This is a genomic window from Rhodoblastus acidophilus (genome assembly GCF_025961575.1).
Taxonomy (GTDB): Bacteria; Pseudomonadota; Alphaproteobacteria; order Rhizobiales; family Beijerinckiaceae; genus Rhodoblastus; species Rhodoblastus acidophilus_C.
In genome coordinates this window covers 31,564-44,834 of record NZ_JAOQNX010000006.1, presented here as the reverse complement: position 1 = coordinate 44,834, position 13,271 = coordinate 31,564, and the positions used below count along the sequence as shown (strand labels likewise).

General features: G+C 64.9%; 17 protein-coding genes. 6 read left to right on the top strand and 11 right to left on the bottom strand.

Going from position 1 to position 13,271, the window contains the following annotated elements; genetic code table 11:
• Positions 1–95 precede the first annotated feature (95 nt).
• From M2320_RS05600 to M2320_RS05590, 3 genes are all read right to left on the bottom strand, one after another.
• A complete protein-coding gene (locus tag M2320_RS05600; RefSeq protein ID WP_264596432.1) occupies positions 96–1,526 on the bottom strand; it encodes a DNA-packaging protein in 1,431 nt (476 codons plus the stop codon).
• Positions 1,527–1,535: 9 nt separating this feature from the next.
• Positions 1,536–2,018: a hypothetical protein gene (locus M2320_RS05595; RefSeq protein WP_264596431.1), complete on the bottom strand. Its 483-nt coding sequence runs from the start codon at positions 2,016–2,018 to the stop codon at positions 1,536–1,538.
• Positions 2,019–2,298: 280 nt separating this feature from the next.
• Positions 2,299–3,033 carry an XRE family transcriptional regulator gene (locus M2320_RS05590; RefSeq protein ID WP_264596430.1) on the bottom strand — a complete coding sequence of 245 codons (735 nt, stop codon included), beginning with the start codon at positions 3,031–3,033 and terminating at the stop codon, positions 2,299–2,301.
• 126 nt (positions 3,034–3,159) lie between these two features.
• Between M2320_RS05590 and M2320_RS05585 the strand changes: the two genes are divergently transcribed.
• From M2320_RS05585 to M2320_RS05570, 4 genes are read left to right on the top strand one after another with little or no spacing between them, the layout of a single operon-like run.
• On the top strand, positions 3,160–3,669 hold the full coding sequence (locus M2320_RS05585; RefSeq protein WP_264596429.1) for a hypothetical protein: 510 nt from the start codon (positions 3,160–3,162) through the stop codon (positions 3,667–3,669).
• A gap of 11 nt (positions 3,670–3,680) precedes the next feature.
• Entirely contained in the window at positions 3,681–4,364 is a 684-nt protein-coding gene (locus tag M2320_RS05580; protein ID WP_264596428.1) for a hypothetical protein, read from the top strand.
• Entirely contained in the window at positions 4,354–4,752 is a 399-nt protein-coding gene (locus M2320_RS05575; RefSeq protein WP_264596427.1) for a hypothetical protein, read from the top strand. The genes M2320_RS05580 and M2320_RS05575 overlap by 11 nt, the downstream gene beginning before the upstream one ends.
• The gene (locus tag M2320_RS05570; RefSeq protein WP_264596426.1) at positions 4,749–5,021 is read left to right on the top strand and encodes a helix-turn-helix domain-containing protein; all 273 of its coding nucleotides are present in this window, start codon (positions 4,749–4,751) and stop codon (positions 5,019–5,021) included. Before M2320_RS05575 ends, M2320_RS05570 begins: the two co-directional genes overlap by 4 nt.
• A gap of 10 nt (positions 5,022–5,031) precedes the next feature.
• Here the strand turns inward: M2320_RS05570 and M2320_RS05565 are convergent, their stop codons facing one another.
• From M2320_RS05565 to M2320_RS05545, 5 genes are read right to left on the bottom strand one after another with little or no spacing between them, the layout of a single operon-like run.
• On the bottom strand, positions 5,032–5,496 hold the full coding sequence (locus tag M2320_RS05565) for a copper chaperone PCu(A)C (RefSeq protein ID WP_264596425.1): 465 nt from the start codon (positions 5,494–5,496) through the stop codon (positions 5,032–5,034).
• A gap of 9 nt (positions 5,497–5,505) precedes the next feature.
• On the bottom strand, positions 5,506–6,189 hold the full coding sequence (locus tag M2320_RS05560; protein WP_264596424.1) for a TerC family protein: 684 nt from the start codon (positions 6,187–6,189) through the stop codon (positions 5,506–5,508).
• Between the two features lie 16 nt (positions 6,190–6,205).
• Positions 6,206–6,793 carry a pyroglutamyl-peptidase I gene (locus M2320_RS05555; RefSeq protein WP_264596423.1) on the bottom strand — a complete coding sequence of 196 codons (588 nt, stop codon included), beginning with the start codon at positions 6,791–6,793 and terminating at the stop codon, positions 6,206–6,208.
• Positions 6,790–7,782, bottom strand: a complete 993-nt coding sequence (gene meaB, locus M2320_RS05550) for a methylmalonyl Co-A mutase-associated GTPase MeaB (RefSeq protein WP_264596422.1) — start codon at positions 7,780–7,782, stop codon at positions 6,790–6,792. The genes M2320_RS05555 and meaB overlap by 4 nt, the downstream gene beginning before the upstream one ends.
• 42 nt (positions 7,783–7,824) lie before the next feature.
• Positions 7,825–8,442 (bottom strand): outer membrane protein, encoded by a 618-nt coding sequence (locus M2320_RS05545; protein ID WP_264596421.1) that lies wholly within the window; start codon positions 8,440–8,442, stop codon positions 7,825–7,827.
• Positions 8,443–8,876: 434 nt separating this feature from the next.
• Here M2320_RS05545 and M2320_RS05540 point away from each other — a divergent pair, with 434 nt between their 5' ends.
• The gene (locus M2320_RS05540; protein WP_264596420.1) at positions 8,877–9,128 is read left to right on the top strand and encodes a hypothetical protein; all 252 of its coding nucleotides are present in this window, start codon (positions 8,877–8,879) and stop codon (positions 9,126–9,128) included.
• 95 nt (positions 9,129–9,223) lie between these two features.
• Here M2320_RS05540 and M2320_RS05535 read toward each other — a convergent pair whose 3' ends face one another.
• The gene (locus M2320_RS05535; protein WP_264596419.1) at positions 9,224–9,550 is read right to left on the bottom strand and encodes an H-NS histone family protein; all 327 of its coding nucleotides are present in this window, start codon (positions 9,548–9,550) and stop codon (positions 9,224–9,226) included.
• 470 nt (positions 9,551–10,020) lie between these two features.
• Here M2320_RS05535 and M2320_RS05530 point away from each other — a divergent pair, with 470 nt between their 5' ends.
• On the top strand, positions 10,021–10,398 hold the full coding sequence (locus M2320_RS05530) for an H-NS histone family protein (protein WP_264596418.1): 378 nt from the start codon (positions 10,021–10,023) through the stop codon (positions 10,396–10,398).
• Here the strand turns inward: M2320_RS05530 and M2320_RS05525 are convergent.
• Together M2320_RS05525 and M2320_RS05520 are read right to left on the bottom strand one after the other, a co-directional pair.
• On the bottom strand, positions 10,395–11,852 hold the full coding sequence (locus M2320_RS05525; RefSeq protein WP_264596417.1) for an exopolysaccharide biosynthesis polyprenyl glycosylphosphotransferase: 1,458 nt from the start codon (positions 11,850–11,852) through the stop codon (positions 10,395–10,397). The two genes, M2320_RS05530 and M2320_RS05525, sit on opposite strands and share 4 nt — an antisense overlap.
• A gap of 137 nt (positions 11,853–11,989) precedes the next feature.
• On the bottom strand, positions 11,990–13,255 hold the full coding sequence (locus M2320_RS05520) for a polysaccharide biosynthesis/export family protein (protein ID WP_264596416.1): 1,266 nt from the start codon (positions 13,253–13,255) through the stop codon (positions 11,990–11,992).
• Between the last annotated feature and the right edge of the window lie 16 nt (positions 13,256–13,271).

Genomic DNA, 13,271 nt, shown 5'->3' with positions numbered 1-13,271 from the left:
CGCTCGAGTGGCGCGGATGCGTGGACCGCCCTCATCCTTCGAGACGCTCGCTTGCGCGGGCTCCTCAGGATGAGGGCTGATTCAGAGCGGCGCGATCATCCCACGCCACTCTGTTCTCCCGCCAGGGTGCGGTAGAATTCGAAGACAGCGCCGCCGCTTTCCTGGCTGAGCGCCAGCGCCGTGACCGCCCAGACCAGGGCGTCGACGCGGTCGGGGGAATAGCCGGTTCGCGTCCGATCAAAATCGGGCGTCATGGCGCACATCTGGTCTTCGAGTTTTGCAAAGACGCCGCAATGTTTGACACGACCCTGTTCGTAAAGGGCGGCGACCGGTTCGGCGCGGGCGAATTTGCCTCGGCTGGCGCGGACCGCGCGGTAAGGAATGTTGGCGTCGATCTGGCGCAACAGCGTTTCGATCATCTCGCCGCCATTGTTGACTTCGGCGACGATGCAATCGGCTTCGAAATTTCTAAAAGCTTCGACGGCGCGGGTAGCCCAGCCCAGCGGGGTTTCGCCCTGGCGCGAGAGGTCGGCGAGGATATGAACGTTGCGGGTCTCGTCGAGACCCGCAACGACCATTCCGCATTCGTCGGCGTTCTCCCCGGAGGTGGCGGGCGGATCGATGGCGACGACGATGCGGGTGAGTTGCGTCCTCGTCCTTCGAGACGCCGCCTGCGGCGGCTCCTCAGGATGAGGGCTTCTCGACGCTTGCTGAACAGACTCTTCAGGACGGGGGGGTGGGTAGCCGATTTGCGCCTGTTCGAGCAGGGCGCGCGTCCAGAGCGCGCCGGGAACGTCCAGGAGCATTTCAGCATGCAATTCCTGGCGGCCGAGACGCGTGCCCTCGTATTTGCGCACCACGCGGTCCAGAAAATTTTCGGCGAGATTGCCGATGTTTTCGAAGGTGGAGTGGCGGGTGGAATGCGTCAGCGGGTCGGCCAAGAGGTCGCGCATCAGCTTTGTCGGGCGCGGCGTGGTGGTGAGGATGGCCTGCGGTTTTGTTCCCAGGCGCAGGCCGAACAGTGCCTGATCCCAAGCCTCGGGATATCGCCAGGCCGCGATTTCGTCGCACCAGAGTTTTTGATGCTGCTTGCCTCTGAGGCGCTCGGGCTCCTCGGCGGAAAACAAGAGACTCTTGGCGCCATTGGGCCATTCGAGCCTGCGTCTGTGCGCGACGTAGCGAGGGCGTTCGTCGCGCGGGCAGGACGCCAGCACGCCGGATTCGCCTTCAACCATTACGTCGCGCACATCATCGGCGGTCGCGCCGATCAGGTTGACCATGCCGAACTCACGCGCCCATTGGCGCACGGTTTCGGCCCCAACCCTCGTTTTGCCCCAGCCGCGACCGGCGAGCGGAAGCCAATAGACCCAATCGCCTTCGGGAATGAGCTGCTCCGGACGCGCCCAAAACGGCCAAAGGGTTTTGAGCGATTCCAGCTCGTCCGCGTCGAGGCTGTCAAAAAAAAGGGCGCGCTCACGGGGGGTGAGGCGCGCCAGCTCACGCGCATGCGTTGGGAGGGGACGCATGGCGCAGACTTAACTCTTGGCGTTTTTGGCTTTTTGGCCCTGGCCGCGCGCGAGATGCTCGAGTTTCTGAATCAGGGTTTTCCGCGCGTCCTCGAGCGAGGTTTCGGCCTCAAGGCTCGCGTCGAGGCCGAGGAGTTTGGCGCGGCGGTCGATGATGGCCAGCACGCGCTGGGCGGCGGCGGCGTCGCCCTTCAGCGCCTGTTTGTAATGGGCGGTCTGCAACTGGTCGAGGCGCATCAGTTCGAGATCGCGCAGGTCGCGGGCGGGGGCGTGCGGGCTGGAGCGCAGCGCCTTGGCGACAATGGCGTAGACGCGGCTCACCGAGACGCGCTTAAAACCGGCCTCCGGGAGTTTTCTGGCGATCTCGAAAAAGGTGAGCCCGTGGAGGCGCATGTTGAGAATGGCGAGGTCGCGGCTGACGCGGTCGAGGGGGTGTTCCGGAGCTTGCGCCTTCTGCCTTGTGGTTGTTCTTCCGCGGGGAGCCGACGCCATGGTCCATCCATTTCCCGCTCGGCCTCGGCCCGAAGGACCGGGCAAAGCAAAGCCCGGGGCGCTTCGTTTGGGGACGAAGCGCCGCCGGGCGCAAATCTTCAACATGGATATTTGTAGCGGAAGTCAGTCGACCCGTCAATGGGCAAAATGGGATTTTGTGATTTTTTTTGGGCTATTGCCCATTTTGGCAGGAACGGATGGGCGGCGGCTCGATTTTATTACGCTATAGCAATGTCTTGGCGTGGATGGCCGGGACCAGCCCGCCATGCCGGCCACGTGCTCAGTTGACCGTGAAACGGCCGGCGAAGCGGCCGACAATGCGGATTTCGTCGGCGCCCGCTTCATAGGGCGCATAGGAGGAATTGACCGAGATGATGCGGACGCGCATGGGATCTGCGCCCATCACGATCTGCAGGCGCTTGATCACCAGGCCATAGCCGTCCCACAAGGCAAAAATGCCCTCGGGGCTCGGGACGGTGTAGCGCAGGTCGATGAAGACGCGGTCGCCTTCATAGAGGCGCGGCTCCATGGAATCGCCGATCACCTCAAAAACCCTGATGTGGCGCGGCGCGGAATGCAGCACGCCCTGGACGATGGTCTCCGGCAGAGTCCATTCGGCGGCGACCGCGGCAGCGGCATAGGAATTGCCGCTCTCGTCGTGGACGTAGGCCTCGATCGGGACGCCGCCGCCGCCGGCGCCGGCGCGGACGTCGACCTCGAAAATGGTCGAGGTCTGCGTCTCCTTGTTGTCCACGAGGCGGCGGTCGACGCTGGTGTCGAAGCGGCGCGTGGTCGGCGGCTCACGCTCGGTCTCCTTGCCCGCAATGAGCCAGTCGAGCGAGCGCCCCAGAGCGCCGGCGAGCTTGTTGAGCGCGGGCAGCGAACCGCCGCGACCGCGCTTGAGCGCGTCGCGGACATAGGTTTCGCCCAGACCGGCGCGCACCGAAAGGGCCTTCATGTCGAGGCCCTGGCGCGCCATCTCGGCTTCGAGCCGGCTTTTCCACTGGTCGTCCATGATGGGATAATTCCCATGTTTACGTTAAGACGTCTAGTGGGCAGATTCCCATTGACGCTACAACCGTGTTCTTATTATGTTCTAGCTCCAGTTGCAAGGCGAATTCCCCCCACCGCGAGTTCCTCCATGACAAATGTCGTTCCGTTCAGCAGTTTCGCCCTTTCCGCCGCGAACGTGTTCACGCCGCGCCCCGGCGCGCGGCCGGTGACGGTCGAAAAGGCCAAGCCGCGCGCCGCCGCGCCGAAAACCGGGCGTTTCGGCCTCGCCGCCGAGCCGCGCCCCGTGGCGCGCAAGATCGAGATCAAGACGCCGCCGCCGCCCGCCGCCGCGCAGCTCTATGTGCATAATGGCGCGAGCTATGTCCGCTCCGAGGCCTTCGAGCAATGGCTGGACGAGGCGGCGCGGCGGGTGATCGCGCAAAAGCCGGGGCGGATGTCCGGCGCCTATGCGCTCGAAATCGTCGCGCCCCGCACCGCGCGCACCCGCCATTTCGGCGTGCTGGAGCGGCCTTTGATCGAACTGCTGACGCGCTGCCGGGTGATCACCCACGGTCTTTCGCCCGATCGGTTTTCGGTCAGCTATGGCGGGCTTGGCGGCGAGCTGGCTCTCACCCTCACCGAATTCGCCGCGCCCTGAAGGATGTCGCCATGGCCAGACCGCGCAAGACCAAGGTGTCGCTGCCCAAACTCTCCTGTCTCGACGAGACCGGCGCGGGGGCGCGCAAAATGCTCAAAGCCTTTCATCGCGCCGGATCCCGCGCCGTGGAAGGGCCCAGCGTCGAGCGCCTCCTGCGGGCCGGCGACGCCGCGCATATCGAAAGATTTTCCGAAGTGGTGGAGGTGGCGCGCGGCGACACGTTCGAGGCGGTGGCGGTGGATTTCGTCCGCATGCGCATTGACGACGGGCCGCTGGCGCGGCTGCGCGACCGGGGGCAACTCGACCGCGACGACAAGGCGCGCAACTGGGCGCTGGCGCTGGCGGGCGAAAAATACCGGCACATGTTCTTTCGCTCCGGACTCGATCCGCTACATTCGCTGGACCCGACCCGGGAGGTTGGCGCCGACTATGCGCCGGGCGCCATGTGGCGCAGCGAGTCGCAACTGGAAGCGCTGCAAAGGTTTTGGGCCGCGCGCGACGCGATCCCCGAGGATTTTCGAGCGCCTCTGGCCGCCATCGTTCTCGAGGACCGGGAAATCGTCGACGTCGGGCGGGAGATCGGCGCTTATCGCGACGCCAAAATGGCCGGGGCCGTCGCATTGTTCATCCTGCGCCGGGGCCTTTTCGCCCTGGCGCGACATTATCGGATGATCGCCGCGGGGGATGCGCCGTGAGATCGGGCCGCGACAATTCGGCGCAGCGGGGGCGGCGATGATGGCGGCGCCTCCTCTGCCAAATGGGAGAGGCGCAGCGCCCTTTGCCGTGATCACTTCTGCGGAAATCGGAGGGAATGAAATCATGCGCGATTGCGGCGCCGCGGAATTCGAGTCATCGACCAGAACTGCACTTTCCGACAGATTCATTGTCTGCGCTGGCGGTTACCCTCTTTCGCATCAGTCGACATTCGCGGCGGCGGCGGACCAGGCGCGCGTCTTCGTCAAATTCATGCCGAGCAGCGAAATCTCGATTTATGAGGTTGAAACCGGCATTCATTTCGACGTTCCCGAAAAGGGTCTCGTCGCCAGAGCCCCCGGCGAAACGCTCACGGCTCGTTCGAAATGACGCGCCTTTGCCTTCTCTCCCATGCCATCGCGCGAGGCGATCGGACCGCGAGCGCCGTCGATCGCCTGGTCGGCGGCGCGATCCATCGGCGCCGAGTCGCGTGCGAGATGACGCACGATCAGCTGGCGCAGGCCACGGAGATCACGCGGGCCCTGATCGCGGACTATGAAGCCGGGCGAAAGCGCACGCCCGCCGAACATCTCCGGCGGATCGCCCATGCGCTCGGCGCGCCGCCGGCCCATTTCTTCAATTTGCCCAGGCTGCAGTAAAACGCGGCCGCTATTTCTCCGCCGGTTTGGCGCCCTCTGGCCCCGTGGCGCCGAAGCCGACCACTTTGAAATCGGCGCCCACATCGCCCGCCTTTTCGAACTGCAGGGTCACGCGCACGGTTTCGCCGGGCAGGAACGCCGATTTCAGGCCGATCAGCATCAGATGATAGCCGCCGGGTTTGAGCACCAGCTGCTGGCCCGGCTTGATCTCGATTCCCTTGGGAACCGCGCGCATGGTCATGATCCCGTTTTCCTCGCGGGATTGATGGATTTCGATCCGATCCGCGCGGTCGCTGACGCCGCCTTTGAGCACGTCCGCCGCGCCGCCCTGGTTGTCGACCGTGAGATAGCCGGCGGCGACGCTGGCGCCGCGCACCGTCGCGCGGCTCCAGGCCTGTGAAACCTCGACGCCGCCCGCCAGAGCGGGCGAAACGGCAAGCAAGAGAGCGGCGCTGAAAGCAATATGGCGCAACATCGGAGCCTCCTAGTCTTCTTCAGGCAAACGCTGGAATTTCTCACGGCGCTGAGCAATGTAAACCACCAGAAGCGCCAGCGTCGCCCCTATCGGAGGCGCCAGATCGCCCATCAGCTCCGGCGGCATGGCCGTCAATGCGAGCGCTGAATCCGCGGCGGCAGATCGCCCGGCCAGCCAGCCGAGCAGGAGGACGCCGACCCAGATCAGCGGCGGCCGGCGCAGCAGCGAAACGACCGGCGAGGCGCCCAGCGCCAGCATCGGCAGCGACAGCGCCAGCCCCAGCCACGCCAGCGGATGGCTCCCCTGCGCCGCCGCCTGCGCCGCCAGCATGTTGGTCAAGGCGACCGGGGCGTCCTGCGCCGCAACCGCCAGAAGCAAAGCGCCGAGCCCACTGACGGAGGTTGGCGGCGGCGGGGGGCCGGCTTCGCCCCGTCGCGCCGTCAGCCAGGCGGCGAAAATCAGCGCGGCGGCGCAGAAAAAGCCGAAACCCGGCAGGGGCGCGCAGGCGAGCGCGGCGGCAAGACTGGCGGCGCGCATCGCCATGAGCAGCAGGCCGCCGAGATTGACGCCCAGGCGGCGGCGCCGCTCGGGAAGCGCACGAGTCGCCAGCGCCAGCGTCATGCCGCCGTCGCCCGCCAGCATCAGCGTCAGCCAGACCATCTCGATCGCCGCGATTGTCAGATCCAGCTCCATCCGCGCCCCTCCCCCTTCAGTCTTGCATGAAGGTCAGCGCCTTCGCCAGACTTTCGAGCGCCGGCAGGGCGCGCGCCACCTCGGCGCGCCGCCAGTCCGGCAAATGGACGAAGACGGCGCGCCGGTCCATCAGCAAGGACAAATAATAGGCTTCGTTGCAGAGATAGGCGCCGGCGTCGCGGGAAGCTTGCGCCGGGACGCCGCAGGCGCGCGCCGCCGCCGCGAGCCGTTCGACGGGCGCTGGGCTTGTTAAGGGGTCAGGGGCGCCGTGGGCGATCTCTCGGCTCCACGCGAGTCGCCTGGCGGCGTCCGCGCGCAAAAGCGTGACGCGATTCCTTGCGCGCGTCTCGATGGAAAGGGCTTTGCGGCGCGCCGCCACGCCCAGCAGCAGGACCACGTCGGGCGAGGTTTCCGCAAACAGTCTTGTCAGGCGCGGAGGCAATTCGGCATGATCGACTGGCAGAACCGCGGTGTGCAGGTCGATGCCGGACAACGCGCAGGCCGCGCGCCTGCGGGCGAGGGCCTCGACCGCGATTTGCGCCGGATTGATCCGCTGGCCTGGAAAGGCGCCGAAACCCGCGACCAGGAGCGACTTGCGGCTCATAGGCCGAGCAGCGTCGAAATATCCTCGACGGCGAGAGTCGGCGACAGCGCGCCCTCGGCCACCCGGGCTTCGAGTTCATGCAGGCGGGACTTGACCTGCGGGTCCCTGCGCAGCCGACCGTGCAGGCGCTCCTCCAGCATGGTCCACATCCACTTGACCTGCTGCGCCCGGCGCTTTTGCGCAAATTCGCCGGAGGCCTCGAAACAGCGGCGATGCTCGACCACCTTGGCCCACATCTCGTCCAGCCCGATATTGTCGAGGCCGGAAATCAGCACGACCGGCGGCGACCAGTTGGGCGAGGCCGGCTGCATGATGTGCAGCGCCGCGCGATATTCGCCGGCGGCCGCGACCGCCCGATTGCGCCCCTCGCCTTCCGATTTGTTGATGGCGATCATGTCGGCGATTTCGAGCACCCCCTTCTTGATGCCCTGCAATTCGTCGCCGGCGCCGGGAAGCATCAGCACCAGGAAAAAATCAGTCATGTCGGCCACCGTCGTCTCCGACTGGCCGATGCCCACGGTTTCGACGACCACCACATCAAAGCCGGCCGCCTCGCACAACAGCATGGTTTCCCGGGTTTTCGCCGCGACGCCGCCGAGCGTGCCGGAGGATGGCGAGGGCCGGATGAAGGCGTTGCGCTCCGCGGACAGCCGGACCATGCGGGTCTTGTCGCCCAGGATCGAGCCGCCGGTGCGCGTCGAGGACGGATCGACGGCGAGCACCGCGACCTTCTGCCCGGCCTGGACGAGGTTGGAGCCGAGCGTGTCGATGGTGGTGGATTTGCCGACGCCGGGAACGCCGGTGATGCCGACGCGCATCGCCTTGCCGGTGTGCGGCAGGAGCTTCTGAACGAGTTCGCGGGCCTGCGCCTGGTGTTCGGGCTTCACGCTCTCGACGAGCGTAATGGCGCGCGCCAGGGCGGCGCGGTCTCCGCCGCGCAGTTTGTCGGCGAGGGCGGAAATGTCGAGGGTGCGGGCTTGGACGGTCATGGCGCGCTTATAGGCGGGCGGGCGACGAGGCGGAAGTCAGACTTAAGGCAGCGCGCCCGGCTGGGGGATCAGCACGGGGCCGAATCCGGCGCCGCGCACCTGCGTGGCGTTGATTTCCGCGCCGATGCGTAAATGCTCGTTGACCTCGTAAGTGAAGCCCGCGCCGACCGTGGCCAGCGTCGCATTGTTGGGTCCGAACAGCCCGTTGAGGCTGTCGAGGCCCTGCCAGCCCGCCCCGTAGGGATTGGCGTTGGTCGTGCCCAGACCGACGGTGACATAGGGGAGGAACCGGCCCATGTCATAGCCGACCGACACGCTGGCGAGCCCGAAATTGTACCCTCGCGGCCAGTAGGTGCTGAACGACGGCGCATAGCCGGCAGTCGCGCCGACGCCGACCACGACATTGTTGGTGAACTCCTTGGAATAACCGATATTCAATGCGCCGCCAAAGCCGCCGCGTCCCCCCTTGCCGACCCCGGAGCCTGCGAAAACCTCGGTCCCCATGGTCAGGCCTTCCCAGCGCCGCGAATCGTCGTTGCCGCGGCTGTTCCAGGGGGACTTGACCGACAGGGTCGCGTCATTGGCGAAAAACGGCAGAAGTTCTTGCGCCTGAACAGGCGCGGCGGACAGCAATGCGACGAGCGGCGCGAGGTATTTCATGCGAGGTCTCGACAATCTTGGCCGTAGTTTATTTGCCGAACAATCCGGCGGCAACAAGGCGAGCGGATTGTTTCGCCGGAAAGCCGCCCTTGGCCGGCGCAAAAACTCACCCGTCGAGCGGCCGCGATGCGATCACCGCCCTTCCCTGCGCACAAATTCGGAACTGCCCTCAGGTTGCATCCAAGAGCTCGCAAGAATTCCATCATACGCCTATTCCGACTGAGCCGCAGCAATAAAAATTGTTTTGCTTTCCGTAGTGTCGGTGAATTTACCGATTTTTCCACGCTTGTTTTGCGCTGCATTCATATGCAATCGTGAATATCCATGTGACGCTATGCTGGACCCGTTTGGGATCGGACGTGGCGCTTCACTGATCGACCAGCAATCTTCAAGGCGCGCGTTTTCGCGCCCCAGTGCGTGTCCGGAGTGAGCCGATGGAGAAAGCCGATCAATCCAACCAAACCCTCGTCACCGATCTCGGTCAGTCCATAGATTCGATCAGGAATGCCCATGGCCAACTTGGCGATCTCGGCACGACCGCCGCCACGCCGGCGGATTTGGCTTCCCGCATAAGACTTTACGACCGGCTGCTGTGGGAAATTTCCGGCGTGCGCAGGCGACTAGCGAAGGACCTCAGGAGCCGCTCCACCTCTCTCCTCGCAAGCTCGCGCGAATCCAGACATTAAAGGTCAATTTGCACGACCGCGTTAGGCGGCGGGCGTAAAGCCGCCGGAGGGGCCGATCGCCCCGCCCATCGGCGTCGCCCTCCCCGCTTCATCCCTCACGGTCGCTCCGATCCCCCCGCATCGATCTTGAATTCGTCCAGCGTGTGGCCGGCGGCAAGCGCCTTCACCAGCCATTTCGGCCGCTTGCCGCGTCCTGACCAGGTCTCGTCAGGCGATGCGGGATTGCGGTATTTTGGAACAACCTTCGGATATTTGCGCGCTGGCGCCGCGTCGCCGCCAGCCTCGCCGCCGACCAGCTGCGCCAGCCGTTTTTCCAGTTCGCGCTTTTCCGCAACGATTTTTTCCGCGAGGACCCGCGTGAGTTCCTCGTGCAGACGCCAGAGCTCTTCGAAGTCCATGGCTTCGATGTCGGAAATACGCATGTGAGTCTCACGAAATGAAGGGGAACGACGGGATCGACCAGTTTTGCCGGCGCCGGTCGCCAGAACCCGAGGCTGTGCAGAGGCGGGTTCGAGGTTTCCAAACTAATTTTATTTTATTTAATATTAAATCTACATATATGTAAATTCAACCCAGATAAAAAATGAATAAAAAAATGCTCGCGCGTTGACCCGCGGCCGGTGGAATCGCGTCGTCGTGCTCAAGCTTTTATCATGGGAAGCCTGCCGCCCGCCGCCCGGGCATGCAAGCGTATTTAAAAACATGTACTTAGATGCAACCATCGTGTGCGAGGCGTGCAGCGTGGCGAAATTCACAGAAAATTGCGTTTCCGTATTAATAGGTTGAGAAAATGGGTGGCGACCCGGATCGCGGCTTGCTAAAAAGGATTCCTGCGCCCGCATTAAACATGCGGCTTAAGCGATGGAATAATAGCCAAGCCACGAGGGAAAATATGGTGGCGGAAAAATTTGACTTCAGCTCCATGTCGGTGGACGAGCTCTGGTCGCTCCACGAAGAGATCAGCGCGATGCTGTCCGCCCGCATTGAGGAGGAAAAGCGGGAACTGGAGAAGCGTCTCGCCATTCTGAACCGCGGCGTCGGCGCCATCCGCGACACGGCGCCGGCCGCCTCCGGCAAGCCGCGCCGCGCCTATCCGGTGGTGGTCCCGCGTTATCGGAACCCGGAAACCTCCGAAACCTGGTCCGGCCGCGGCAAGCTGCCGCGCTGGATGGCGGCGGCGATGAAGGCCGGTCGCGCCATGGATGAGTTTCTCATCAGCGCCCCGCCTCCCCTCCGGGAGACGGCGAAAAGCAAGGACGCGCGCCGCTAGCAGGCGTTTCGCCCGCGCAAGACTTCGAGAGGCGTCTGCAGCAGGATCGCCAGGTCGAGCCGCAGGCTCCAGTTGTCGATGTACCAGAGGTCGTATTCGACCCGGCGCTCGATCGCCGCCAGCGTCGGCGTAGGTCCGCGACAGCCGTGGACCTGCGCCCATCCTGTCAGCCCCGGTTTGACGCGGCGGCGAAAGGCGTAGTTGCGCACGGCCTTGTCGAACTGGTTCTCATGCGCCAACGCATGGGGGCGCGGGCCGACGAGGCTCATGCTGCCGTCAAGGACGTTGAGGAGTTGCGGCAACTCATCGATGCTGGCGCGCCGCAGCCATTTCCCCACCCTGGTCACTCTTTTGTCGACCGGCAGCGCCTGGACCACGTTCTCGCCATCCTCAAGCACGCGCATGGTGCGGAACTTGCGGATGGCAAAATTCCGGCGGTTGAAGCCGCAGCGCTGCTGGCGAAACAGCACCGGACCCGGAGAGTCCAGCTTGATCGCGACCGCCGCCGCCGCCAGCAGCGGCGCAAGCAGGGCGAGCGCGAGACTTGCGCCAAAGATGTCGAGCGTCCGCTTGGCCGCATATTCAAGCCGTGTGTGCGGGCCGCGCTGGAACTCGATGCAGACTTCGCCGCCCAGCGCGCGCCCCGGGCGCCTCAGAATCTCCGCGGCGGGACCCGCGGGCGCAAAACTGATGTGCGACGGCAACACGCGCAGCTCGCCCGCAAGCGCCCGCAATTCGGGCCAGCGCTTGAGGTCCGCTTCGATGAAAATCTCGTCGACGTCGGAGCCGCTGACATGGTCGATCACACTGGCGCAGAGGCGCTTGCGGTACCCCAGTCCCGCCTCCGCCGACGGCAGCGAAAAACGTCGGGCGACGGTGAAGCCAAGCGTCGCCAGCATATGCTCCAGGCCAGTTGTCGAAGATTTCGGCTGGTCGGTGATCAGCACCACTGTTCGTCCGGCGAACTTGCGGCCGTTCAAGCCCTTGACCAGCGTCCGCTTGAGGCCGACGCGCAGCAGGACCAGGGCGCCAAGGCCGATCACAGCCAGCAGGCTGGCGCCGCGCAGGATGTTGTGCCCCATGCCGAGCGCCCCGACGGCCGCCGCCAGCAGCACGAACACCTGAACCCAGGCGCCTGTTACGGCGCGCATCTGGTTGCGCAGCGCCAGAAGCTCCAGGGGACGATAGAGCTCGCGCATCTTCATCAGACCGACGAACAGGGCCGCGATCACGATCGCCGCGCCGAACGCCTTGCCGAAGGCGTGGCTGTCGGCGCCGCTGAGGGCGCCGGCGAGCAGGCAGGACATCAGAATGACGATGACGTCGGCCGCCATGGCCAGCGGTTCGATCGCCTGAAAGCGGATCGGCCACCGCCTCCGGCCGCCGTGCTCCGGAGGGGGCGAACCCGGCTCGACCCGGGTCGCGACGGCATAGGTTCGGTCGATGGCGTTCATGAAAAACCGCGCATGAATGGGATGGCGGCTCAATTGAACAAATGCGCGACAAAAAAACAAGAATTAAATAATCAATTAAATGAGAGCATATTTAAATCACAGCCGGCGCGGCCCCGTGAGGCCGCGCCGGCTTGGCGTTATTGGGGCACCACCACGGTCGTGGTCGTGGTGATCGGCGTGGGCGTCGTGATCACCGTCGAGGCGCCGCCCTTGGCCACATTGACCAGCCCATAGCCATTGGTGGCGTAGATGAGAGGATCGTTGACCGTGGCCAGCACGGTGCGGACGAAGCTCAGGAATTTCGTCGCTTCAACCGAGGGCGCATTGGAGCTGTAGATCACGTCCTTGTTGCGCATGGGAAATTTCTGCGCGAGGAAATAGCCTGAGGGATCGCGCAGGTTCACCTGATAGATCACAGGAACAACCGGACCGGGGAATTGCGCGACATCGACGCCCAGTTGGAGAGCAACCGCGCGGGGCTCTCCGCGGTAGAGGAAGACGGAGGCCGGATCGGCCTGGGAATCGTTGAGGCCGCCCTGCTTCGCCAGCGCCTCCGCGAGCGAGAGCCGCCAGGCCTCGAACTTGAATTGGCCCTGCTGTCCCGATGCGCCGAAGGCGACAAAGGTCTGCGGCTGGCTGTAGAGGAAGACCACGTCGTTAGGCAGCAGGTAGATGTTCTCGGCAGGCGTGTCGAGGAGCGCGCCCATGGGCGCGCTGGCGCGGCGTCCGTTGCGTTCGAGCGAGACCCAGACATCATAGCCCTGGCTGACGGGCCCGCCGGCGCGCGCGATGCCGTCGAGGACGCGCTCGCCCCCGGGCTGCGCGGGGAAACGACCGGCATTGTGGACGTCGCCGAGCACGCTGTAGAGGGCTGTGCGCTGCTCCGCGAGCGCGACGATGACCTGCGGCTCGAGCGCCCGCGCCTTGAGGCGCGCGGTGATGTCGTTCTGAATCTCGACCGGGGTGCGGCCAGCGGCGCGGATTTCGCCGCCGTAGGGGACCGTGATGTTGCCGTTCTCATCAACGGCCTGGTTTGGCACCGTGATGTAATTGCCGGCGCGCACGCCGGCATTGGAGGTGAAAAGTCCGCCCGCGGCGGCTTCGAAGATCGTGACGCTGACGAGGTCGTTCTTGCCGAAGCGGAACGCCTTGGGCGGCGTGCGCGCGAGAAAGGCGCCCGACAGCCTGGGCACGTGACGGCCGAGAACCTCGACGACGGCGGGGGTCACGGGCACGAGCGTGTAAGGCAGAATCCGCGCCTGCACGCTTTGCGGGTCCGCGGTGACGTCGACCGCCTGAGGCCCGCTGACCGGCATGATCGTGCAGGCGGAACACGACAGGGCCAGAAGTCCGGCGATCATCCCTGCAAATTTTTGCGATACGGAAATCAGGGGAACCCCCATATGAACTGAATGTTTT

Excerpts from the sequence above, each read along its gene's own strand:
- M2320_RS05600 (WP_264596432.1), bottom strand. The coding sequence starts at position 1,526 with ATGCGTCCCCTCCCAACGCATGCGCGTGAGCTGGCGCGCCTCACCCCC.
- M2320_RS05595 (WP_264596431.1), bottom strand. The coding sequence starts at position 2,018 with ATGGCGTCGGCTCCCCGCGGAAGAACAACCACAAGGCAGAAGGCGCAA.
- M2320_RS05590 (WP_264596430.1), bottom strand. The coding sequence starts at position 3,033 with ATGGACGACCAGTGGAAAAGCCGGCTCGAAGCCGAGATGGCGCGCCAG.
- M2320_RS05585 (WP_264596429.1), top strand. The coding sequence starts at position 3,160 with ATGACAAATGTCGTTCCGTTCAGCAGTTTCGCCCTTTCCGCCGCGAAC.
- M2320_RS05580 (WP_264596428.1), top strand. The coding sequence starts at position 3,681 with ATGGCCAGACCGCGCAAGACCAAGGTGTCGCTGCCCAAACTCTCCTGT.
- M2320_RS05575 (WP_264596427.1), top strand. The coding sequence starts at position 4,354 with ATGCGCCGTGAGATCGGGCCGCGACAATTCGGCGCAGCGGGGGCGGCG.
- M2320_RS05570 (WP_264596426.1), top strand. The coding sequence starts at position 4,749 with ATGACGCGCCTTTGCCTTCTCTCCCATGCCATCGCGCGAGGCGATCGG.
- M2320_RS05565 (WP_264596425.1), bottom strand. The coding sequence starts at position 5,496 with ATGTTGCGCCATATTGCTTTCAGCGCCGCTCTCTTGCTTGCCGTTTCG.
- M2320_RS05560 (WP_264596424.1), bottom strand. The coding sequence starts at position 6,189 with ATGGAGCTGGATCTGACAATCGCGGCGATCGAGATGGTCTGGCTGACG.
- M2320_RS05555 (WP_264596423.1), bottom strand. The coding sequence starts at position 6,793 with ATGAGCCGCAAGTCGCTCCTGGTCGCGGGTTTCGGCGCCTTTCCAGGC.
- meaB (WP_264596422.1), bottom strand. The coding sequence starts at position 7,782 with ATGACCGTCCAAGCCCGCACCCTCGACATTTCCGCCCTCGCCGACAAA.
- M2320_RS05545 (WP_264596421.1), bottom strand. The coding sequence starts at position 8,442 with ATGAAATACCTCGCGCCGCTCGTCGCATTGCTGTCCGCCGCGCCTGTT.
- M2320_RS05540 (WP_264596420.1), top strand. The coding sequence starts at position 8,877 with ATGGAGAAAGCCGATCAATCCAACCAAACCCTCGTCACCGATCTCGGT.
- M2320_RS05535 (WP_264596419.1), bottom strand. The coding sequence starts at position 9,550 with ATGCGTATTTCCGACATCGAAGCCATGGACTTCGAAGAGCTCTGGCGT.
- M2320_RS05530 (WP_264596418.1), top strand. The coding sequence starts at position 10,021 with ATGGTGGCGGAAAAATTTGACTTCAGCTCCATGTCGGTGGACGAGCTC.
- M2320_RS05525 (WP_264596417.1), bottom strand. The coding sequence starts at position 11,852 with ATGAACGCCATCGACCGAACCTATGCCGTCGCGACCCGGGTCGAGCCG.
- M2320_RS05520 (WP_264596416.1), bottom strand. The coding sequence starts at position 13,255 with ATGGGGGTTCCCCTGATTTCCGTATCGCAAAAATTTGCAGGGATGATC.